Below are 21339 nucleotides of genomic sequence, written 5' to 3'. Positions count from 1 at the left end.
CCTGTTACTGAGACCGAGTCAGGGAGAATTCTCGTCGGGAAGTGTGTGCGGCCCCGAGCCCAATTCGAGCGACGCAGCGAAGCAAGGTAGGTTCTCCGGCGACGAGCCTACGAAGAGCGGCGGGCAACAGAGCGGAACTGATTGCGGGCGTTGAACGGAAAGTCGATTTCGGCGGTTGATACGCCGCGGTCACCGCTGCAGGTGAGCCGTGTCGCCAGATGGTAGCTCGACCAGTCGAAATTCCAGCATCAGGTTGCGCTGCAGGATGGAGTGATTGTCGTCGGAGACGATCACCACATGCGTGGTCCCGTCCTCGGCTGCGAAGACATCCAAGCCTTCCATGTTGTCGATCTGGTAGCCGAAATCGCCCTGCAGCAAGATCTCTCCGTCCATCACGGAGCCGGGACGAATGTCGGCGGCCTTGATGCGGCGGAGTCGCATTCCGATGCCTTCCGCGACATTGAAGCGCCGCTCGAGGAGCAAGAGGTCACCATTCGGCAGAAACGCTCCGTCCGTCGCGTCGAAGTCGCCATAATGGGCGAGCGCAAGACGTCCCTTCAATGGCCCGTCGAGGATCGCGGCGTAGGCATTGTCATCGGCGTCCAAGCTGCGCTCGGCCACAATCAGTGTGCCGCCCTTCAGCGCGCTGTCCGCGGGCGCGACGGTGATCGTTTCAAAGCCGCGATTGGCGCGCAGAGATTTCTTGGAAAACGGGATCGGAATCATGTCGATTGCACGCGACGCCTCAAAGCCTGGATCGGGATAGACGTCGACGCGGTGATCCTGTTCGAAGGAGACCAGGATCTCGTTGCCGTGCAACGCCAAGCCCTCCGCATCCATATGTCCCTTGCCTTCGAAGGTCCGCCCGGCACGATTCCTCATCGGCGTGATCGCGACGTCGGCGAGACCGGACAGGCGCCCCTGTGGATCGCGCTCGATGCGCCCGGTCATCCAGTGGCCGGTGTCGAGTACGCCGACGAAATGCCTCTTGTCCTGTCGAAACCGGATCGACGACAGCGAGCCAAACAGCCGCTGCGGCGAGACCATTTCCAGCCCGCCGAGGAATTCAAGCGGACCGAACCGGGTATCGTCGGAACCAATCTTGAATTCAGTGATGGCGCGGCTGCGAACCTCGACGCTGCCATCGGCAAGTGCTGGCGGCACGAATGCCGCCAGACCAACGGCGATCGCGATCAGGCTGGCGAAAGGCTTCCCGAGCATCCAGAAAGCGTCCTTTCGCGGTTAGCCGGCTCGGCGGAGGCGACCGCCCCGCGGCTGGACGGTCTTGTCTTCGAAGAGCGATGCAAGCTGCTCGGTCATCGCACCGGCCAGCTCGTCCGCGTCGACGATGGTTACGGCGCGCCGGTAATAGCGCGTCACGTCATGGCCGATGCCAATTGCCAGAAGCTCGACGGGAGAACGCGTCTCGATGCGCTCGATGACGGCGCGTAGGTGCCGTTCCAGGTAGTTGCCCGGATTGACCGATAATGTCGAATCGTCGACCGGCGCGCCGTCGGAGATCATCATCAGGATCTTGCGTTGCTCGCGCCGCGCGATCAGGCGGTTATGCGCCCACATCAGCGCCTCGCCGTCGATGTTTTCCTTCAGCAGGCCTTCGCGCATCATCAGCCCAAGATTGGCCCGCGCGCGGCGCCAGGGAGCGTCGGCCGACTTGTAGATGATGTGGCGCAGATCGTTGAGACGGCCAGGCGTCTGTGGCTTGCCACTGCCGAGCCACTTTTCGCGCGCCTGTCCGCCCTTCCAGGCCTTCGTCGTGAAGCCGAGGATCTCCACCTTGACACCGCAGCGCTCGAGCGTACGGGCCAGGATATCGGCGCAGGTGGCGGCGACCGTGATCGGACGGCCGCGCATCGAGCCCGAATTGTCGATCAGAAGCGTCACGACAGTATCGCGGAACTGCGTGTCTCGCTCCATTTTGAACGACAGTGCCTGCATCGGGTCGATGATCATGCGCGTCAGGCGTGCTGGGTCGAGATAGCCTTCCTCGAGGTCGAAATCCCAGGAACGGTTCTGCTGCGCCATCAAGCGGCGTTGCAGGCGGTTGGCCAGTCGCCCGACCGCGCCCTGCAGGTGCGCCAGCTGCTTGTCGAGGAAGGCGCGCAGGCGCTCCAGCTCGGCGGCGTCACAGAGCTCTTCGGCCGTGATCGTCTCATCGAATTCCTCGGTGAAGACGTGGTAGTCGACCTTCTCGTTGAAGTCGTCGAAGGGGGTGTTCGGACGGCGGGTTTCGCCCGGCGTCTCGGAATCTTCCTCGCCCTCATCCTGCATGTCGTCGTCGGAGATTTCGGCGCCTTCGGTCTCGCCGTCCTCCATCTGCTCGTCGGCGACTTCGCTGTCCTCTACGGGTGCGGCATCGGAGCCGGCGTCGTCGTCGACTTCGTCCTGATCCTGCTCGTCGCCGTTCGGCTGGTCTTCCTGCTCAGACTCGTCGTCGGACTCCGGCTCGCTGTCGTCGTCGCCATACTCCTCGGCCATTTCCATGGCGGAGAGCATGTGGCGTATTACCTTCGAGAAGGCCTGCTGGTCACTGATGACGGCGGGAAGGTTGTCGAGATCGGCTCCGGCCTTTTCCTCGATGAAGGAGCGCCAGAGATCGAGCACCTTGCCGGCAGAAGCTGGCGGTTGCTGGCCGGTCAGCTTCTCGCGCACCATCATGGCGACGGCTTCGCCGATCGGCGCATCCTCTTGCCGCTCGATGCCAGAGAGATTCGCCTTGGCGTATTTCTCCTCGGTCATCGAACGCAAGTTGGCGGCCACACCTTCCATGCGCAGCGCGCCGATCGATTCCACACGCGCCTGCTCGACAGCGTCGAAGATTGCGCGGGCGTCGGAACCCTGCGGCGCCATCGTCGCGTGCACCTTATCGTCGTGGCAAGCGAGTCGCAGCGCCATCGAGTCGCCAAGTCCACGCGTCACCGCCAGCTCATGCTTCGTCGGGCGCTTGGAGAGTTCGGGCAAGCGGACACGCTCGGCCGTCATTCCGGGACGCTCATTGGCGAAGGTCACCTCGACGTCGCCATCGCCGGCGATCGCGCGAACACTGCCTGATATTGCCCGACGCAACGGTTCGACGTCGACTGGCGAGCCGGGCTTTGCTTTCGAATTGTCACCGCGAGCAGCCATGGTCGGTCGGCCTTAGGCCTCCAGAACAATGTTTGCAGCACTCTCTTTCAGCTCGACGCCGAAAGCGCGCTGGTAGTGCTCGGCCACCAGCGGGCGCTCCAGCTCGTCGCACTTGTTCAGGAAGGTGGTGCGGAAGGCGAAGGCGAGGTCACCGAAAATCTCAGCGTTCTCGGCCCAGGTGATGACGGTACGCGGGCTCATAACGGTCGACAGGTCGCCATTCATGAACGAAGCGCGCGTGAGATCGGCAACGCGGACCATCTTGGAGACGATGTCGCGGCCGTTCTTGTCCTTGCCGAAGCTCTTCACCTTGGAAGCGACGATATTCACTTCGTGATCGTGCGGCAGATAGTTCAGAGTGGTGACAATCGACCAGCGGTCCATCTGTGCCTGGTTGATCTGCTGCGTGCCGTGATAGAGGCCCGTCGTGTCGCCGAGACCGATGGTGTTTGCGGTTGCAAACAGGCGGAAGGCGGGGTGCGGGCGAATGACGCGGCTCTGGTCGAGCAGCGTCAGGCGACCGGACGACTCCAGCACGCGCTGGATGACGAACATGACGTCCGGGCGGCCGGCATCGTATTCGTCGAAGACGAGCGCGACATTGTGCTGGTAGGCCCAGGGCAGGATGCCGTCCTTGAATTCAGTGACCTGCAGACCGTCCTTGAGGACGATCGCGTCCTTGCCGACGAGGTCGATACGGCTGACATGGCTGTCGAGGTTGATACGCACGCAGGGCCAGTTGAGGCGAGCGGCGACCTGTTCGATATGCGAGGACTTACCGGTGCCGTGATAGCCGGAGATCATCACGCGTCGGTTATGGGCAAAGCCGGCAAGAATGGCGAGCGTAGTCTCGCGGTCGAAGAGATAGTCGGGGTCGAGGTCCGGAACATAGGCGCTGCCCTGGCTGTAAGCCGGCACGCGAATATCGGAATCGATACCAAAGACCTCCCTGACCGAAACGGTGGTGTCCGGAATCTCCGAAATATCAAGGTCAATCTTGCTCATCATGTCTCCAAGGCGGGTGCCCGACACCCGGCCATACTGTATCAGCCCATTTCACAACCATGACGCCGCAAGTCTACACTGCGCTCGTTCATGTCGGAACGTCGGCGATGCTTCTCCGGGACTGAAACGAAACCTCGGGGGCGGTAAACTACCGCTAGCGAGCATTCTTGAACAAAGTCCCGGACAAGAAACGCCGCGCCCGGAAGTGGCCGAGGCGCCTGTGGGACAAACGCAAAAAGTTGTGCCGCGGTTGCCTGCGGCCTCAGCCGATTTGGGACCATACCTGATTGAAGACCAAGAGCAAGGACGGGAACTAACAAAAACCGTTCTGCTTCAATAATTGATAGGCCTGGATGACGGCGCGGAACCGTTCCTCCGAACCACGGTCGCCGCCGTTGGCGTCGGGGTGGTGCTTCTTGACCAGTTCCTTGTACCGGCTCTTGATCTCCGAGGAGGTCGCGCTGGCGTCAAGGCCCATCGTGTCGAACGCCTTCGCTTCGAGGCTTTTCAGCTTGCGCTGCTCAGGGAAGCGCGGGCCGTTTCCCTTGGTGCCGTTGACGAAGCCGAAGGGATCGCGGACGCGGTAAGTACCCGAGCGCATATCGGAATGCAGCGGGCTGTTCTTGGCCGACTTGTTGACGCCGACCGTCCAGGTCGGGCGGTGGCCGGTGATCGCTTCCTTCTGGTAGCGCGCGATCTCGCCGTCGGAGAGGCCGGAAAAGTAGTTGTAGCCCTTGTTGTATTCCTTGACGTGCTCGAAGCAGAACAGAAAAAACTGCCCCTCGGCATTGCGTCCGACGGGAGCGCGATGCACGCCTTTCTTGTCGCAGCCGTCCCACTGACAGGAAGGGGGAGCCTGTTCGGGTTCCTGCTCGCGTTTGCGGCGGGTGCGGATGCGGTCGAAATATTTGGAATCGAGTCTCATGACGGCACTAATTTTAGGCCTCCGAAGAGGCGACAACAAGAATTGACAAACCGGAATGTTGCTGGCTTGGTGGGAACCTTTTTCGCAAAGCAACGAGACCATGACCCTGCAGACCCGCATCGAAGAAAAGCTGACCGCCGCGTTCGCGCCGGAGCGCCTCAGCGTGATCAATGAAAGCCATCTTCATGCAGGTCATCAGCCTGATATGACGGGGACCGGCGAGACCCATATGCGGGTTCGCATCGTATCCGCCATGTTTGCCGGCATGCCGCGACTGGCAAGACACCGTGCGATCACGGAGCTTTTGAAGCCAGAACTGGATGCCGGATTGCATGCCCTCGCCGTCGAGCCAGCAGCACCAGGCGAACCGGTGCGCTGGTAGCGAGCACGGGCTCTATATAGTGACCTGGTCGCACTTTCCAATGCGACCGAAAGGGTCATCGTCCCTTTTCAGCGGAGCAGAAGAGCCGTCGCGTAAAGACCGATGCCGAATACCGTGTGCGAGACTAGGTTCAGGAAACGCACCTTGTTCGGGTTGGGCGTCTTAGACGCGGCCCAACCGATGCCGAGGCCCGGTTGCAGCAGGAACCAGCCGGCACCAACGGTGACAATCGCCCAGATCCACGCCGGTAGAAACGTCGGCGCTGCGAGCCAGGCCGGGCCCGTAAGCAGCACAAGCAGGATCCCGTAAAGAATGCCGACCGCATAGTGGCCGATCCAGCCGAGCGCGAGCTCGTGCTTGTAAGGAGCGGCCGTGCCGATATCTCCGTGGAAGACCTTGCCGTCCTTCAGGTGCCAGAACCAGCGCCCCACCGGCGCCCAGTTCGGCAGTGGACCCCCCGTGGCTTTCGCAAGAACAATTGCCCAGATGTCCATGAGGACCGTCGCCCCGACGCCGATGGAGATGGCCCGCCAGAAAATATCAAACATATCAAATCCATAATAATGATGTCGGCGACGGACTCCTCTCCGCCGCAAACAAGAGTTGATGCTCGCCTCAGGCCGGACCTGCTTCGTTTTCCTCTGCCGGCCGGATTCGAAGTTTGGTGATGCGGTTCTTTTCGCGCTTCATCACGATGAAGCGCTTGTCGTGGAAGGTGAAGGCCTGCCGCTCCTCCGGGATCGTCATCGACTCGTGGATGACGAGGCCAGCAATCGTCGTCGCTTCCTCATCCGGCAAATGCCAGTCGAGCGCGCGGTTGAGATCGCGGATGGGCACGTTGCCGTCGACCACGATCGAGCCATCCGCCTCCTGACGTACCCCCTGGATATCGATGTCGTGTTCGTCGGCGATGTCGCCGACAATCTCCTCAAGGATGTCCTCGAGCGTCACGATGCCTTGCACCTCGCCATACTCGTCGACGACGACCGCGAAATGCTGCTTGCGGCGCAGGAATGCATTCAGCTGCGCTTCCAGGCTCGTACTGTCAGGCACGAACCACGGCTTCTGGGCGATCTTGCTGATATCAAGATGCTCTGGCTCCGCATCACGCTCGGCAAGCGCGCGCAGCAGATCCTTGGAGTGCACGACGCCGATGATGTTGTCCGTTGACCCACGCCAGAGCGGCATGCGGGTGAACGGGCTTTCGAGGATCGTTCGCACGACCACCTCGGGTGGATCGTCGGCATTGATCGCCCGCATCGCCATACGGTGCACCATGATATCGGAGAGTTCCAGTTCGCCGAGATCAAGGACGCCTCCCAACCGGTCGCGGTCCGCCTTCACGACCGATCCCTCCCGGTGCAGAAGGTCGACGGCGCCGCGCAGTTCTTCGTGCGCGGAAAACATGGAGGTGTCACGAGAAAGATTGATCCCGAAGACCGAGAGGATCCAGCGCACGATCACACTCACGAAGGATGCCACCGGGCCGACCACGGCCACGAACAGTTTGACCGCGCGAGCCGTGTTCAGCGCAAAGCGCTCTGGCATCGAAATCGCCCAGCTCTTTGGCAATACTTCGGCGAATATGACTAGGATCACGGTCATAGCAAGCGTTGCGAGCGCAACGCCCGAGTTACCGAACAGCCCCAGAAACAGACTGGTCGCGAGCGACGAGGACAGGATGTTGGCAACGTTGTTGCCTATCAGTAGCGCGCCGATCAGCCGGTCGCGGCGCTCGATCAACTGACGCACAATCCCCGCGCGCTCCTCGCCATTGGCCTCGAGTGTGTGAATGCGGCTGCGGGACACCGCAGTCAGCGCCGTTTCCGAACCGGAAAAGAACGCAGACATGAGGACGAGGGCCACGATGGAGACAATTTCCGGCCAGTATACGGAAAGAAATGCCAGCGTGCCTTCGAGGGTCATTGCGGGTGTTTCTCCTTGAGGAAGCTCAGCACTTCCGAGGCGGGAACATCATTGGCGACAAAGGACTGCCCGATGCCGCGCGTCAGGATGAAGGTCAGCTTGCCGCCCTTCACCTTCTTGTCCTGGGCGATCGCATCCATCAAGACTTCGGCCGGCGGCAGCGCGCCCGGAATTTCCGACATGCGGGTCGGCAGGCCGACGGCCTTCAGGTGGGATTCGACGCGGCGGGCGTCATCCGGGCTTGCGAGGTTCATGCGCGCCGAGAATTCGTGCGCCAGGACCATGCCGATCGAAACGCCTTCGCCATGGACGAGGCGCGCGCTGTCATAGGCGGTTGCCGCCTCCAATGCGTGGCCGAAGGTGTGGCCGAGATTGAGAAGCGCGCGCTGTCCGGTCTCGCGCTCGTCGGCAACGACGACATCTGCCTTCGCCTGGCAACTCGTGGCGATCGCCTCGATCCGAGCCGCACCCCCGGCAAAAACCGCTTGCCAGTTGGCTTCCAGCCACGCGAAAAAATCAGGCTTGTCGATCAGGCCGTACTTCGCAACCTCGGCATAGCCGGCGCGAAATTCCCGAGCGCTCAGTGAATTCAAGACGTCGGTATCGGCCAGCACCAGGTCCGGCTGGTGGAAGACGCCGATCAGGTTCTTGCCGTGGCGGCTGTTGATGCCGGTCTTGCCGCCGACCGAGGAGTCGACCTGCGACAGCAACGAGGTCGGCACCTGCACGAAACGCACGCCGCGGCGCACGATGCCGGCCGCAAAGCCGGTGAGATCGCCAATGACGCCACCGCCGAGTGCAATCACGTAATCGTTGCGCTCGATCCGCGCTTCAAGGACCTTGTCGCAAACCGTCATCAGGTGTTCGAAGCTCTTGGTCTTCTCGCCTGCCGGCAGCACAAGCGTTGCCGAAGCGATGCCCGCTGCTTCGAGGCTTTGCACCAGCGCATCCAAATAGAGCGGGGCCACGTGCTCGTCGGTGACGACTGCCGCCTTGCGGCCCTTGAGGCGCGACGCGATCTCCGCACCGGCGCGGGCGATCAGGCCGGGACCGATCAGAATGTCATAAGTACGCTCGCCGAGCGGCACATGGACCTTGCGTTCGGAGGCAGGGGCAATCGCATTCATCTGGCTGCACTTTCGGTTCGGGCGTCGATCACGGCTTGGAGCACCTCTTCTGCCATGAGTTCCTTGCGCACATCGCGCGAGAGGACAGTGAGGTCGGCGAGTTCGTAGATCGGATAGCGCGCGTTCATCAGGCTTTCGAGGGTCTGCTTCGGGTTCTCTGTCTTGAGCAGCGGCCGAGTATCGCGCTTGCAGACGCGCTCCCAGAGAACCTCAAGATCCGCCTTCAGCCAGACGGAAATACCACCCTTCTTGATATGCTTGCGCGTCCGGTCGTTGATGAAGGCGCCGCCACCGGTGGAAACAACGCGCGGCCCGTTCTTCAGAAGACGCTTCATGACGCGGGTTTCGAGCGCGCGAAATTCTTCTTCCCCGTAAGCGGCAAAGAGCTCGGTGATCGACATGCGCGAGACCTTCTCGATCTCGGCATCGCTGTCGACGAAAGGAATGCCAAGCTGATGTGCAACGATCCGTCCGACAGAAGATTTGCCCGCGCCCATCAGTCCGACCAGGATCAGGTTGCGAGAACCAAGCGCAGCGCGAGCCCTGTCTTTCAAGCTTTCGGCAACGGTCAGAACTGGGTCGCTCATTGGTCCATTCACACTTTGTTTTCGAACGGTATCGACAAATGCAGGTGGAGCGTCAAGTCGCGCGCAAGGGAAACGTGGTCCAAATGCAGCTTCTTGCACTTGCAAACATGCTTCTTCATAAAGAAGCAGAGCCATGGAGTTGCTGAATGCCGAGTTTGTTCCGTTTTCTCGCCATATTGGCGATCATCGCCGGTGCGATATACGGAACGATGTGGGCATTGGTTGTTTTTGTCGAGCCGCAGGAGCGCGACGTGACGATCCGCCTTCCGTCCGAGCGGGTCAATCCGCCCGCCACCGGCGCCATCAACCCGTCCAAGAAGTGAGACCATGAAGGATCTCGGCTGGGCTCACGTCGAAGCCTTTCTGGAAATGATGAGCGCTGAGCGGGGTGCTGCGGCTAATACGCTTTCGTCCTATGAGCGCGACCTCGACGATCTGCACAGCTTCCTGAACGGCAAGGGCGTGCGGCTGCTGGAGGCGACATCGGCGGACCTTTCGGCCTATCTCTCCTCGCTCGGCGCCAAAGGGTTCAAGCCCTCTTCCCAGGCGCGGCGACTGGCGGCGATGCGCCAGTTCTACAAGTTCCTCTATGCCGAGGGCCTACGCACCGACGATCCAACCGGCATTCTCGACGCGCCGAAGAAGGGCCGCGCGCTTCCGAAGACGATGGGAGTCGACGAAGTCGGTCGGCTGCTGGAGCAGGCGGAAACCGAAGCACAAGATCCAGCGCCCGGCCAGCTTCAGCGGCTACGGATGCTGGCCCTTCTCGAGTTGCTCTACGCGACGGGGATGCGTGTCAGCGAACTCGTCTCGCTTCCTGCCCGCGTACTCGACCAGGACGGACGCTTCCTGATGATCCGTGGCAAAGGCAACAAGGAACGGCTTGTGCCGCTGTCGCAGTCGGCGATCGTTGCAATGAAGCTCTACGGCAGGATGCTTGCAACCGAGAACGCCGCCGCCAAAGTGCCGCAGGAAGGTCCCTGGCTGTTCCCCGCAGCTTCCAAGGAAGGCTATCTGCCGCGTCAGGTCTTTGCGCGAGACTTGAAAAATCTTGCGATCCGGGCAGGTCTCACCCCATCTATGATCTCGCCGCACGTCATGCGGCATGCATTCGCAAGTCATCTTCTCGCCAATGGCGCGGATCTTCGCGTCGTTCAGGAACTGCTCGGTCACTCAGACATTTCAACCACGCAAATTTATACGCATGTGTTGGAGGAACGGCTTCAACAACTGGTCCAAACGCACCACCCCCTTGCCAAACAGGCCAAAAAGCAGGAATAGGACCGGCAACAAAGGGCGCGCTTAGGAATAGCAGCCCCGGCAAAAGGAACGGAAACGCACCTCATGCACAACTATCTCGACTTCGAAAAGCCGATCTCCGACCTCGAAGGCAAGATCATCGAACTGAAGAAGCTCGCGACCGAAGACGAGAGCATCGACACGTCAGATGAAATCGGCAGGCTCGAAGTTCGCGTTCGCGAGGCGATGGTCGATATCTATTCGAAGCTCAACGCTTGGCAGAAGACGCAGGTCGCGCGCCATCCGCAGCGACCGCATTTCGTCGACTACGCCAAGACGCTGTTTCAGGAATTCACACCGCTTGCCGGCGACCGAAAGTTTTCCGAGGATGCTGCGATCCAGGCAGGCCTTGCCCGTTTCCGCGGCCAGCCTGTCGCCGTTCTCGGCCAGGAAAAGGGCAATGACACCAAGAGCCGCCTGAAGCACAATTTCGGCAGCGCCCGCCCGGAGGGTTACCGCAAGGCAATCCGCGTTCTCGAGATGGCTGATCGCTTCGGTCTCCCCGTCATCACCCTCGTCGATACGGCAGGCGCCTATCCGGGCGTCGGCGCCGAAGAACGCGGCCAGGCGGAGGCCATTGCCCGTTCGACCGAGATGTGTCTTTCGGTGAAGGTGCCGATCGTCTCTGTCGTCATCGGCGAAGGCGGCTCGGGCGGCGCCATCGCGATCGCCACCGGCAACCGCGTTTACATGCTCGAGCACGCGATCTACAGCGTCATTTCGCCGGAAGGTGCAGCCTCGATCCTCTGGCGCGATTCCGCCCGTGCCCGCGAAGCCGCCACCAACATGAAGATCACGTCCGACGACCTGAAGGCGCTCGGCATCATCGACGGCATCATCAGCGAGCCGCTCGGCGGCGCCCACCGTGATCCCGACAGCGTCATTGCCGCAACGGGCGATGTCATCGCCAACGCGCTTGGTGAGCTTTCCAACCGCACCGGCGAGCAGCTCCGCAACGATCGCCGGCAGAAGTTTCTCAACATGGGCCGCAATTTGTAGTGCACAAGCGCGCAGATGCCCTGTGAATGAGGCCAAACCTTGGCCACAATAATGTTATCAGTAACATTCCTACTTGCGGGGGACGCGAGCGCGCTTCATAGGCTGCTAAGAGTTTGTGAACCATAGTCAGCCTATGATTCGCTCCGCATCTGGGGCCAGGTTGCATACTGTTGATGGGCTATTTTGAATGCGCATTCGTCATTTTGCATATGTTTCCCTGATGGCGCTGGCGCTCGCCGGCTGCAACGACGCATTGGAAACCGCCCAGGTCGACCTCTCGAGAGTCAAGAACAAGGTCGAGCAGCCGCTTCCGCCGAAGATCCTGTCCGAAATGTCGGCCAAGGGGATGCAGCGCAATTCGCCGATCATGATCCGCATCTTCAAGGAAGAAGGCGCGTTGGAGATCTGGAAGGCGAAGACCGACAATCGCTTCGACAAGATCGCCGACTACAAGATCTGCGCCTGGTCCGGTCGCCTCGGTCCCAAGGTGAAAGAGGGTGACCGGCAGGCGCCGGAAGGCTTCTACGAGCTGACGCGCGCCAACCTGAATCCGAATTCGAAATATTATCTGGCGATCAATACCGGCTTTCCGAACCGCTACGACGCTATCAATGGCCGCAGCGGTACCAATCTAATGATCCATGGCGCCTGCTCGTCGTCGGGCTGCTACTCGATGACCGACCAGCAGGTGCTCGAGATCTACGCCTTCGCCCGTGACGCCTTTTCCGGCGGCCAGTCGACAGTGCAGCTTCAAGCCTTCCCCTTCCGCATGACGGCGGAAAACATGGTCCGGCATCGTCTGAACTCGAACATCGAATTCTGGAACATGCTGAAGGTCGGCTACGACAACTTCGAGGTCACCAAGCGTCCTCCAGAAGTGAACGTCTGCGAGAAGAAGTACGTCTTCAACCAGCAGGCAACCGGCAACGGCACCTTCAGTCCAGCCGGCGCGTGCCCGGCGATGTCGACGCCGCCGGCACTGACCGCTGCCCTTGCCTCCTACGGCAAGACCTATGACGCCGACTACGCCAAGGCCGTAAAGAAATACGACGGCATGGCTTGGTACGACCCGAGCGAAGCCGAACGCAAGGCGGTGGTCGCAAAGCTCAGGAAGGGTCGCGAATTGGCCTACGCACCAACGGGCACGTCGCTCGAAGCCGGCAAGATGGTGAAGGTCGCGGATCTGGAAGAGATGATGGCGAGCAAGACCGCATCCACGGTCGCCGCGAACGCGGCACCGGGCGCGGCGCCAGCAACGTCGGAAGCAAAGGCGATTGCCGTCGCTGCTGCTATTCCGGCCCAGGTTCCAGTCCCCACGCCGAGCCCGCTCGCCTTCGCGCCGGTGGAACAGCCTGAGCCTGTCGAAGTCGCCTCGAAGAAGCCGTTCTGGAAGTTCTGGGGCAAGGACTGATGGCGTGAGCGCCATTCTCTACGATTTGCGCGGGCTGAAATGCCCGCTACCGGTGCTGAAGACCCGCCGCAAGATGTCCTCGCTGCCGAGCGGCGCGTTGATCCAGGTCGAAACCACGGATCCGCTCGCCGGTATCGACATTCCCCACTTCTGCAACGAAGACGGCCACCAGCTGATCGAGGCGGAAAAGACCGAAGCCGGCCACCGCTTCCTCATCCGCAAGGGATAGCTCAGAACCGCATTCCCGGCACAGCGAGCGGATTGTCGTTCAGCGCCGCTCGATCCGGCGTATCGATGCGCGGCTTGCCAAGAAACGCATCGAACAGATCCTTGACGAAGGCCTCCGGCAGATCCTTGGTGATCAGCACCATGCGCGTGCGACGGTCCTCGGGGTCCGGCCAGGCCGGCAGCCGCGACGGCGGATGGAAGATGCTCTGCACGCCGTGAAGGACCAGTGGACGATCCGGGCGGTCTGAGACAGCGACGATCGCCTTCATCCGCAGTAGTTTTTCGCCGTGCGCCGACCGCAAGAGATCGATGAACATGTCAAGCGCCATCGGGTCGATCGGCTTGTCCTCGACGATCGAGAAGGATCGGATCGAAGCGTCATGACGGTTCACGTCATGCGGATCCTGATGATCGTGCCCATGATGATGGTGGTGGCCGCCCGCCCCGTGATGATGGTGATCATGGTGGTGCGCGTGGGCATCTTCGTCCCGCAGCCAGCGACCAACGTCGGCAATCTTGCTGGCAGGATCATAGAGGCCGTTGACGAGAAGGCTTGCCTGGCCAGCCTCGACGCTATCGGCATCCATCAGTGCCGCGCGCGGATTGAGCGCATAAAGGCGCTTTTCTAAAGCAAGCAATCCTTCCGGCGACGCCATAGCCCGCTTCGAGAGAACCAGCCGATCAGCAACCGCGGCCTGCTTCACCGCCTCCTCGTGATTATCGAGGGTCTGCGAACCGTTGACCGCATCGACCACCGTTACGATGCCATCGAGATCGAAATTCGTGGCGATAACAGGGTTGCCCATGATCGCCTGCATGACCGGTGCCGGATCTGCCAGCCCTGTGGTCTCAATGACGACGCGCTTCACCGGCTTGACGCGGCCGGTCTGCACCGCATCCATCAAGTTGGCGAGCGTATCGACCAACTCGCCGCGCACGGTGCAGCAAAGGCAGCCATCCGACAGTTCAATGATGGCGTCGCCGGAGCTTTCCACCAGCAGATGATCGATGCCGACATCCCCGAACTCGTTGATGATGACGGCAGCGTCCTTCATCGCCGAATCCTTGAGGATCCGGTTCAGCAGGGTGGATTTGCCGGCGCCAAGAAAGCCGGTCAGGATGGTGACCGGGATTCGATTGGAAGCTGCGCTCATCGCGAATTGACCTTAGAAGGAGGTGGCAGGACGTGGCAGCGGCACCGGCACGTTGGCAATCGTTCCTGCGGTCTCGGCGGTTGCCAGCTTGTCGGGCTGCGGCTCGTTCTGACCCGGAATGAGACCGGCAAAGACGAAGTTCGGCTCGTGGTCCATTTCCTGGATATAGGGCGACTGAACCTTCATGCGACCGACTTCATCGCGCGTTTCACTGCGGACCTTGGCGCCCTTGGCGCTGCAGATATCGGCGGTGATATCCGTGACCTGGTCCTGGCCCGGCCCGTAGGGTTGCAAGGAAGTGAGCGTATCGGGCGCGGAAAACTGCGAGGTGAAGCCCTTCTGCAGCAAGTCGGCGGACGCATCCGCGCGAGCAGCCAGACTATCGGTGCCGAGCACGACGGAGATCAAGGTACGGCCGTTACGGGTCGCCGAAGCAATCTGATTGAACCCCGAAGCACAGATGAAGCCCGTCTTCATGCCGTCGGCGCCGGCGAAGCGTCCAATCAGGACGTTGATGCTCGGTACGTTCTTCGTGCCGGTCGTGATGCCCTCGAGCGAGAAGTATCCGGCATATTGCGGGAAGTCACGGCGCAGCGCGACGGAAAGAACCGCAAGATCGCGTGCCGTCGTGTACTGGCCCTTGCCGGGCAGGCCGTTCGGATTGACGAAATGCGAATCGTTCATGCCAAGCTTCGCCGCCTCGGCATTCATCTTCAGCACGAAGGCTTCCTGCGTGCCGCCAACGGCCTCGGCAACCGCAACCGCGATGTCATTTGCCGACTTGACCATCAGGATCTTCAACGCGCTATCGAGCGTCAGCTTCTGTCCCGGTTTGAAATACATCTTCGCCGGCGGCTGGGCCGCCGCCCGCTTGCTCATCACGATGGGGGTATCGAGGCTGATCTGGCCGGCGCGAACCGCATCGAAGACCGTGTAGACCGTCATCAGCTTGGTCAGTGACGCCGGATACCACTTGCGGAAAGCCTCGTCATGCTCCAGCACGCGGCCGCTTTGCACATCGACCAGGATGTGTGGGTTCGCATAAGCCTGCGCTGTGGCCGAGAGAGCGATGGCGGCTGCGGAAGCTGCGATTGAAAGCGGCCGCAAGGCGGCAAGCAAGCGATTCTGGCGCGTCGACACGGTTCGTCCTTAAAGATGTCCGGAAGTCTCGAAAGTTTCCCCTATTTAACGTATATGGCCATGACATGGCAAAGGGCCTTGATTAAGTTATTTCTGCGGCATCGTGTCCCCGCGACCCGGTTCCGTCCCCGTTTCGATTTCACGACAGGAAGCTGACATGCCGATTTTGAACAGAGCCGCCGAACTTCAGGACGAGGTGACAGAGTGGCGCCGGCATATCCACGCGCGTCCCGAACTTCTCTTCGCCGTCGAGAACACCGCCGCCTTCGTTGCCGAAAAACTCAAGGAATTTGGCGTCGACGAGATCGTCACCGGCCTCGGCAGAACGGGCGTCGTGGGCCTGATCAAGGGCAAGGGTGAAGGCAGCCGCACGATCGGCCTGCGCGCCGACATGGACGCCTTGCCGCTGACGGAAATCAGCGGCAAGCCATGGGCTTCGACCACGCCAGGCAAGATGCACGCCTGCGGCCATGATGGCCACACCGCCATGCTGCTCGGCGCGGCGAAATATCTGGCCGAAACGCGCAACTTCAACGGCAATATCGCGGTCATCTTTCAGCCGGCTGAAGAAGGCGGCGGCGGCGGCAACCTGATGGTCAAGGACGGCATGATGGAGCGCTTCGGCATCGAAGAGGTCTATGGCATGCACAATCTGCCGGGTCTACCGGTCGGACATTTCGCCATCCGCAGCGGCGCGATCATGGCGGCCACCGACGAATTCACCATCACCATCAAGGGCCGCGGCGGCCATGCCGCACAGCCGCACCGCACGATCGATCCGATCACCATCGGCGCCCAGGTCGTCAGCAACCTGCAACTCATCGCCTCCCGAAATGTCGACCCGTTGCGCTCGATCGTCGTTTCGGTCACCAAGTTCAACGCCGGCTTCGCGCACAACGTCATCCCGAACGACGCAACGATCGCCGGCACCGTGCGCACGCTCGACGAAGAGGTGCGCAACCTTGCCGAAACCCGATTGAAAGAGATCGTCAACGGCCTCGTTGCCGCCCACGGTGCCGAAGTCGATATCAATTTCAACCGGAACTACCCCGTCACCTACAACCACGCGACGGAAACCGGACACGCCGTCCGCATTGCCGGCGAGATCGCCGGCGCGGGCAACGTCAACGCCGAGATCGACCCGCTGATGGGCGGCGAGGATTTCTCCTACATGCTGAACGCCCGCCCCGGCGCCTTCATCTTCATCGGCAATGGCGATACCGCAGGCCTGCACAACCCCGCCTACGATTTCAACGACGAAACCATCACCCACGGCATTTCCTACTGGGTGCGGCTCGCCGAACAGCGCCTCGGCGACTGAAATTCACTTCATCCAACACATGCAAAAGAGCTTGGCTTCCGGCCAAGCCTTTTGTATGCATGACGCTCAAGTGGTCCCGTAGCTCAGCAGGATAGAGCAGTTTCTACACCATACCGATTGTACCGGTTTTTCAACGCATTGAAGTTGATAGGTTTTCGTCGGTACGCGGATCGGTACGAGCCTCTGCGAGTCACGGCAGCCACACGAGCTTTCAACGCTCCTAGCGCAAATAACCAGTCGCAAAATGATGTCAATTTGCGGTTGCTCAGCAGGGATGGATGAGCTATCCAGATGATGCAAACGCCTGTGGGTCCACGTAGCTCAGCAGGATAGAGCACAGGATTCCTGGTTTCAAAATTGGGGGCTGCACGACGAAAGTGTGTAGTCGATTTGCTCAAAGTCGGGGAACGCTTCGCTGGGCTCTCAGCATGCCAATCCCGAGCCAAGCTTCGGAGAAATCCGTTGAAGGTGTAGAGACTGGATGGGCAACACCTAAGGGCTTTCGCCTATGGTGAAGGGACAGTCCAGACCACGAACGCCCTCGGGCGGCGGCTAAAGTCGAAGTGGGATGAATCCTGGGGTCGGAGGTTCGAATCCTCTCGTGGACACCAATGCACAAGGCTCTGCCATGAAACTGTTGACCTAAATTCGCGTGGTTAGACCGTGCGATCACGGTTTCGAGTAACTATCGTCAATCCACCGGACGCCAACTCCGTATGAAAGCTGAGACCCTACATCACTCCAGCCAAGGAACTCTACGCCGCTATCAATGTAGAATTTGCGGAGCGTTTCGAGCGAACTGGGCCACGGCTGACCTGCCTCCAATTTTACAACGGCGTTCAGTGAGACACCGGATTTTTCAGCGACGGCCGCTTGCTTCAAACCAAGAAGACTTCTGGCACCAGCAAAGGAGACACCCGTCATTTCTGTATGGTAGTCTCCTGCCTTTATGAGATCAATTTTCTCAGGCGAAATCCATCTAGCGCCAGCTCTACCTACTTCCTTTCCGAAGGTCAGGTCCCCCAAAAACTCGATACCTCTGGATTGGTAAAATTCCAGAAGTCGCACGTTGTGTTCATTGATTGAGGATTCTCCGGCTTCAACCGCAGCTATAGCCCGTCGCGGAATCTTCACGATTTCCGAGACTTCGATAATGTGAAGTCTCGTCAAGGATCGCGCTACCCGAAGTGCGGCTGGTGAGGTGGGCGTCTTCATCCACAACGAAAAGCCCGTCGGGGACCTTAGTTGTCAACATTCGTGCTTCAAGGTCTTTATTTGCTCACAAAACACGCTATAACCGTGATCTGTGATCATCTAACGCACATAGAGCACGGGAACGATTAAATGCATCTTGGTGATTCGTCTGATGGCCTGTGGTTTGGTTATTCGAAGGTCGGCTTGGTTGAAAAACTGAGGCGACTTGCGGATGACTTGGAGAACGCGGAAACCTCCACCGGGACACGCGTGCCGGAGGTGTTCCTCAAAGATTGGTTTTTGGTGCAGAGGCCGGTTCCATCTCTCGTTGGCCAATCGTTTGGCCATCCTAACATCGTCGATGGCCGATCAGCATGCACCAGCCAGCTATTCTTTCTCGACGAGCGTCGTGGGCTCGCCCGTACTTTGTCCCGTTGGTATTCCCTCGGCCCGTCAGCAACCGGGGATTCTCAGTTCCAGTAATAGGCGACGCCAGTCCATAACTGCGGCGAGCCGACACGGCGCGCGATAGAGCATTCCATTTGCGGGAAGAAACAATGCCGAAAATTCATTCTGGCAAGCGGACACGCGTGCCTTGGAAGTTGACTAGAGTCGGCAGCACGAATGTCACGCTGCCTGTCTTCATGGCGTACTGCGCTATAGCGGCCGCGCTCCGCCCGTGGAACAATATAGAGCGCAAAACGATCGTAACTCTGACGTTCGGCGACGACTACTATAGACCGGTTTACTCCCACGCAGCGCAGATTTTCGGACGGGAGATTTGGAAAAGACTGGACTTCGACACATTCGTCTTTGAATGGAGCGACAAGTCGTTTCGCGATCAGGCGCTGGCGGAGCGGAACCAGTCGGGCATATTCCTCTCACCCCCGAAGTATCAACTGACCGACGACGAAGCGCTTTTCTCGGACGCAGTGATCCAAATTGGACCCCGTTCCAGAAGGCACGCAAAAGCGGCGCTTCTGCGTGCAGGGCTTCCCGCCGACGAGAAGCTGGTTGATCTTTTGGTGCATGAGCCCTGGCCACGCCTTTATTCCGCCTTCTCGGACCGGCGTGGTCCCCTCCAAGCTTTAGAGCGTCTGCGACGTCAGCAATTCATCAAACCAATCCCGTTGGAATCTGAGCCAAAGATCAAGGAGGCGGCCGGACCTACTCTTGCGGACATGCACGGTTTCGGGCCAGCCTTAGCTTGGGGATACGAGCTCGCGAAGGACCTGGCGGACTACAGGTCTGGTGTGATCCGTTGGCGAGATGTTGATGCCGGGGTCCTTATTAGTGGGCCACCGGGTATCGGCAAGACGATGTTCGCAGCCGCGCTGGCGAACACCTGCGGAGTGCCGCTCATCTATGGCTCGCTTTCCCGATGGCAAGAGGCGGGCAACCTCGATCAACATCTGGCATCCATGCGCGCTTCTTTTACGCAAGCCGAGAAGGATGCGCCGTCGATAATGTTTATCGATGAAGTGGACGGAGTTGGCCGGCGCACGGAATCGGACCACAACTCGAGTTACAATCGGAAGTTTATAACGGGCCTGCTCGAACTCCTCGACGGATTCGTCCGTCGGGAGGGCGTGGTGGTCGTCGCGGCATGTAACCACCCACGCCTCATCGATCCCGCCATTCTTCGCGCCGGAAGGCTCGACCGGCATCTGGAGATCACGTTTCCCGATGGCGCTTCGAGGCTTGGCATCTTAAAACATCATTCAGGCATCGAGCTATCGCGTGCGGATGCGGAGATGTTCGTGCTCGCTACTGAGGGCTTTTCGGGCGCGGATGTCGAGAAACTCGTCCGGGGAGCGCGGCGGACGGCTCGGCGCAATGCAGACAACCTTAACGCCGTGCACGTCATCGATCAGCTCCCAATGCTGGAAAAGCTCTCGGAGGAGTATCTCAGGGCGGTCGCGATCCATGAAGCCGGACACGCGTTGGTCGCCTTTGAAACCGGACGTCAGATTTCAGGCATTACGATCTCGAAACTCCGGAGGCCTGGACATGTCGGTGAACTCGGTAGGGTCGACTATGAGCCGCCGGCGACGAGCGCTAGGACCAAAGCAGCATACCTCGACTCCATCGCTACCTGCCTCGGAGGCATCGCGGCTGAAATGGAAGTCCTCGGCGCTTTCGCGGACGGCGCGTCAGGCGCGAGCGAGGCCGATTTGAACAGGGCCACCGAAATCGCGACCGTTATCGAGGGGGTGACGGGTATGGGCCACACGCTCATCGTGGAACCCCTCGAACTCGAAAAGCTGGCGATGATGCGTCTCTACAATGCGGAGCTTCGAAGACAGGTCCATTTGTTGCTGCAAAACGAACTCGCGAGAACGAGGTCTATCATTCAAAGGCAGCGACCAGCCCTGGATGCTTTGGCAGACCGATTGATGGAAACGTGCTCGATGACAGGGGCGGAGGTCGTCGAGATTCTGCGTCGCCATCGCCGATCGGTTGTCAGCCTTGCGAAGCAAACAGTGAGGACGGGGACGTGACAGCAAAACGAACGCGATCATCCCGCAATCGGAAGACGTCACGGAAACCTTTGCCGGGTTCGGTCGGTGAGATGCTCGACGAAGCGGGATTTCGGCCGCTGGGCCGACGGATCAAAATTTCCGAGCGAGACGCTGGTAGAGAGTCTCCACCGCCGAAATGGGTTGGCCCTGTCGCCGAGTTCCTGTGGGCGGCACTTCCCGACCTATCAACTGGCCAATGGGACCACATCTTCATCAGTGCCTTCGAAGCCGCTTGCGGAGCTTTGGTCGCTCTCGGAGAGGCGGTCAAGGCGGCTGATGGCGGTATCGAGCGGAGTGCGCACCCGAGATTGCCGCCGACATTTCCGCGATGGGACGATGTTGCAACGGTCGTCGTTTCTCTCGCCGCCCAGGTCAATCTGCTCGAGTACCGACATTTTGTCGGAGCGCGAGCCCGACCAAGTCCGACCGGCCTTCGACCTGCGAACATAAGGGCAGCGCATGGCTGTGGTCCTGCATACCTTGCGCCTGAAACTTTCGGGGTCTTTGAAAGCCTCGGCCTTGTTCTCGGTGCCCGGTGGACGGAACGAGCTGAAACGATCCTGTGGCGTGATTCCCCGGATGAATGGGGAATCGATTTTACCCAGGACCGCCGGTTTACAAGGGCCCGTGACGTCGCGTTGGCCAGTGTTCCAGTCGATATTGCTGAGAGACTCAAAGTGGCTGGCGTCATCACCGAAGAGAGCATCGTGGAATGGCTCGAGGTGGCGGCCAAGCATGCGCCGACTACGAAGACCCGCGATGATGCCCTCAAATCTCTCAGGTTCTGGAGCCGATGGAATCTCGATCAGATATTTCTCAGGCGATGGCGGTTGCAGGATGGATGGCTCTCGGCTGAAGAGGTTGAGCGGACACTGCAGATCGAACAGGATGCTGTTTCGATAAACATGGTCAGCGAGTTTGCTGCCCGGTACCTTCCACACGCTCCATTCCTGTGCGAATGAGCCGGCCTGACAG

General features: G+C 60.2%; 21 protein-coding genes. 10 read left to right on the top strand and 11 right to left on the bottom strand.

Annotated elements, in window-relative coordinates:
* Window positions 1-189: 189 nt before the first annotated feature.
* From FHT76_RS14925 to FHT76_RS14910, 4 genes are all read right to left on the bottom strand, one after another.
* Window positions 190-1221: an esterase-like activity of phytase family protein gene (locus FHT76_RS14925; protein ID WP_259185662.1), complete on the bottom strand. Its 1032-nt coding sequence runs from the start codon at window positions 1219-1221 to the stop codon at window positions 190-192.
* 21 nt (window positions 1222-1242) lie between these two features.
* Complete coding sequence (cobT, locus tag FHT76_RS14920) at window positions 1243-3144, bottom strand: cobaltochelatase subunit CobT (protein WP_183755243.1); 1902 nt, start codon at window positions 3142-3144, stop codon at window positions 1243-1245.
* A 12-nt stretch (window positions 3145-3156) separates the two neighbouring features.
* Window positions 3157-4149, bottom strand: coding sequence for a cobaltochelatase subunit CobS (gene cobS / locus FHT76_RS14915; RefSeq protein WP_183863658.1), 993 nt, complete (start codon window positions 4147-4149; stop codon window positions 3157-3159).
* 313 nt (window positions 4150-4462) lie between these two features.
* Entirely contained in the window at window positions 4463-5074 is a 612-nt protein-coding gene (locus FHT76_RS14910) for a J domain-containing protein (protein WP_016556456.1), read from the bottom strand.
* 100 nt (window positions 5075-5174) lie between these two features.
* Here FHT76_RS14910 and FHT76_RS14905 point away from each other — a divergent pair, with 100 nt between their 5' ends.
* Window positions 5175-5456, top strand: coding sequence for a BolA family transcriptional regulator (locus tag FHT76_RS14905; RefSeq protein ID WP_183863659.1), 282 nt, complete (start codon window positions 5175-5177; stop codon window positions 5454-5456).
* A gap of 68 nt (window positions 5457-5524) precedes the next feature.
* Here the strand turns inward: FHT76_RS14905 and FHT76_RS14900 are convergent, their stop codons facing one another.
* From FHT76_RS14900 to FHT76_RS14885, 4 genes are all read right to left on the bottom strand, one after another.
* The gene (locus tag FHT76_RS14900; RefSeq protein ID WP_259185661.1) at window positions 5525-6004 is read right to left on the bottom strand and encodes a DUF2938 domain-containing protein; all 480 of its coding nucleotides are present in this window, start codon (window positions 6002-6004) and stop codon (window positions 5525-5527) included.
* 67 nt (window positions 6005-6071) lie between these two features.
* Window positions 6072-7382, bottom strand: coding sequence for an HlyC/CorC family transporter (locus FHT76_RS14895; protein ID WP_259185659.1), 1311 nt, complete (start codon window positions 7380-7382; stop codon window positions 6072-6074).
* Entirely contained in the window at window positions 7379-8509 is a 1131-nt protein-coding gene (gene aroB, locus FHT76_RS14890) for a 3-dehydroquinate synthase (RefSeq protein WP_259185657.1), read from the bottom strand. The genes FHT76_RS14895 and aroB overlap by 4 nt, the downstream gene beginning before the upstream one ends.
* The gene (locus FHT76_RS14885; RefSeq protein WP_183863662.1) at window positions 8506-9096 is read right to left on the bottom strand and encodes a shikimate kinase; all 591 of its coding nucleotides are present in this window, start codon (window positions 9094-9096) and stop codon (window positions 8506-8508) included. The genes aroB and FHT76_RS14885 overlap by 4 nt, the downstream gene beginning before the upstream one ends.
* A gap of 146 nt (window positions 9097-9242) precedes the next feature.
* Here FHT76_RS14885 and FHT76_RS14880 point away from each other — a divergent pair, with 146 nt between their 5' ends.
* The 5 genes from FHT76_RS14880 to FHT76_RS14860 all read left to right on the top strand — a co-directional run bounded on the left by FHT76_RS14880 (window position 9243) and on the right by FHT76_RS14860 (window position 13034).
* Window positions 9243-9419 carry a hypothetical protein gene (locus FHT76_RS14880; protein WP_183755237.1) on the top strand — a complete coding sequence of 59 codons (177 nt, stop codon included), beginning with the start codon at window positions 9243-9245 and terminating at the stop codon, window positions 9417-9419.
* A gap of 4 nt (window positions 9420-9423) precedes the next feature.
* On the top strand, window positions 9424-10377 hold the full coding sequence (xerD, locus tag FHT76_RS14875; protein ID WP_183863663.1) for a site-specific tyrosine recombinase XerD: 954 nt from the start codon (window positions 9424-9426) through the stop codon (window positions 10375-10377).
* A gap of 63 nt (window positions 10378-10440) precedes the next feature.
* Window positions 10441-11394, top strand: a complete 954-nt coding sequence (locus FHT76_RS14870; RefSeq protein WP_016556464.1) for an acetyl-CoA carboxylase carboxyltransferase subunit alpha — start codon at window positions 10441-10443, stop codon at window positions 11392-11394.
* A gap of 187 nt (window positions 11395-11581) precedes the next feature.
* Complete coding sequence (locus FHT76_RS14865) at window positions 11582-12805, top strand: murein L,D-transpeptidase family protein (RefSeq protein ID WP_183863664.1); 1224 nt, start codon at window positions 11582-11584, stop codon at window positions 12803-12805.
* Between the two features lie 4 nt (window positions 12806-12809).
* Window positions 12810-13034 carry a sulfurtransferase TusA family protein gene (locus FHT76_RS14860; protein ID WP_183863665.1) on the top strand — a complete coding sequence of 75 codons (225 nt, stop codon included), beginning with the start codon at window positions 12810-12812 and terminating at the stop codon, window positions 13032-13034.
* Between the two features lies 1 nt (window position 13035).
* Here the strand turns inward: FHT76_RS14860 and FHT76_RS14855 are convergent, their stop codons facing one another.
* Together FHT76_RS14855 and FHT76_RS14850 are read right to left on the bottom strand one after the other, a co-directional pair.
* Window positions 13036-14187, bottom strand: coding sequence for a GTP-binding protein (locus FHT76_RS14855; RefSeq protein ID WP_183863666.1), 1152 nt, complete (start codon window positions 14185-14187; stop codon window positions 13036-13038).
* 12 nt (window positions 14188-14199) lie between these two features.
* Complete coding sequence (locus FHT76_RS14850; protein ID WP_183863667.1) at window positions 14200-15327, bottom strand: D-alanyl-D-alanine carboxypeptidase family protein; 1128 nt, start codon at window positions 15325-15327, stop codon at window positions 14200-14202.
* Window positions 15328-15484: 157 nt separating this feature from the next.
* Between FHT76_RS14850 and FHT76_RS14845 the strand changes: the two genes are divergently transcribed.
* Window positions 15485-16648 (top strand): M20 aminoacylase family protein, encoded by a 1164-nt coding sequence (locus tag FHT76_RS14845; protein ID WP_183863668.1) that lies wholly within the window; start codon window positions 15485-15487, stop codon window positions 16646-16648.
* A 669-nt stretch (window positions 16649-17317) separates the two neighbouring features.
* Here FHT76_RS14845 and FHT76_RS14840 read toward each other — a convergent pair.
* On the bottom strand, window positions 17318-17818 hold the full coding sequence (locus FHT76_RS14840; RefSeq protein WP_259185656.1) for a helix-turn-helix transcriptional regulator: 501 nt from the start codon (window positions 17816-17818) through the stop codon (window positions 17318-17320).
* Between the two features lie 174 nt (window positions 17819-17992).
* Between FHT76_RS14840 and FHT76_RS14835 the strand changes: the two genes are divergently transcribed.
* From FHT76_RS14835 to FHT76_RS14825, 3 genes are all read left to right on the top strand, one after another.
* The gene (locus tag FHT76_RS14835) at window positions 17993-18325 is read left to right on the top strand and encodes a hypothetical protein (protein ID WP_259185655.1); all 333 of its coding nucleotides are present in this window, start codon (window positions 17993-17995) and stop codon (window positions 18323-18325) included.
* 74 nt (window positions 18326-18399) lie between these two features.
* Window positions 18400-20343 (top strand): AAA family ATPase, encoded by a 1944-nt coding sequence (locus tag FHT76_RS14830; RefSeq protein WP_259185654.1) that lies wholly within the window; start codon window positions 18400-18402, stop codon window positions 20341-20343.
* Entirely contained in the window at window positions 20340-21326 is a 987-nt protein-coding gene (locus tag FHT76_RS14825; protein WP_259185653.1) for a hypothetical protein, read from the top strand. The genes FHT76_RS14830 and FHT76_RS14825 overlap by 4 nt, the downstream gene beginning before the upstream one ends.
* Window positions 21327-21339 lie beyond the last annotated feature (13 nt).

The sequence above is a fragment of the Rhizobium sp. BK176 genome (genome assembly GCF_024808055.1).
Note: the sequence above shows the minus strand (reverse complement) of the source record. Positions and strands in the feature narration are given on the sequence as shown.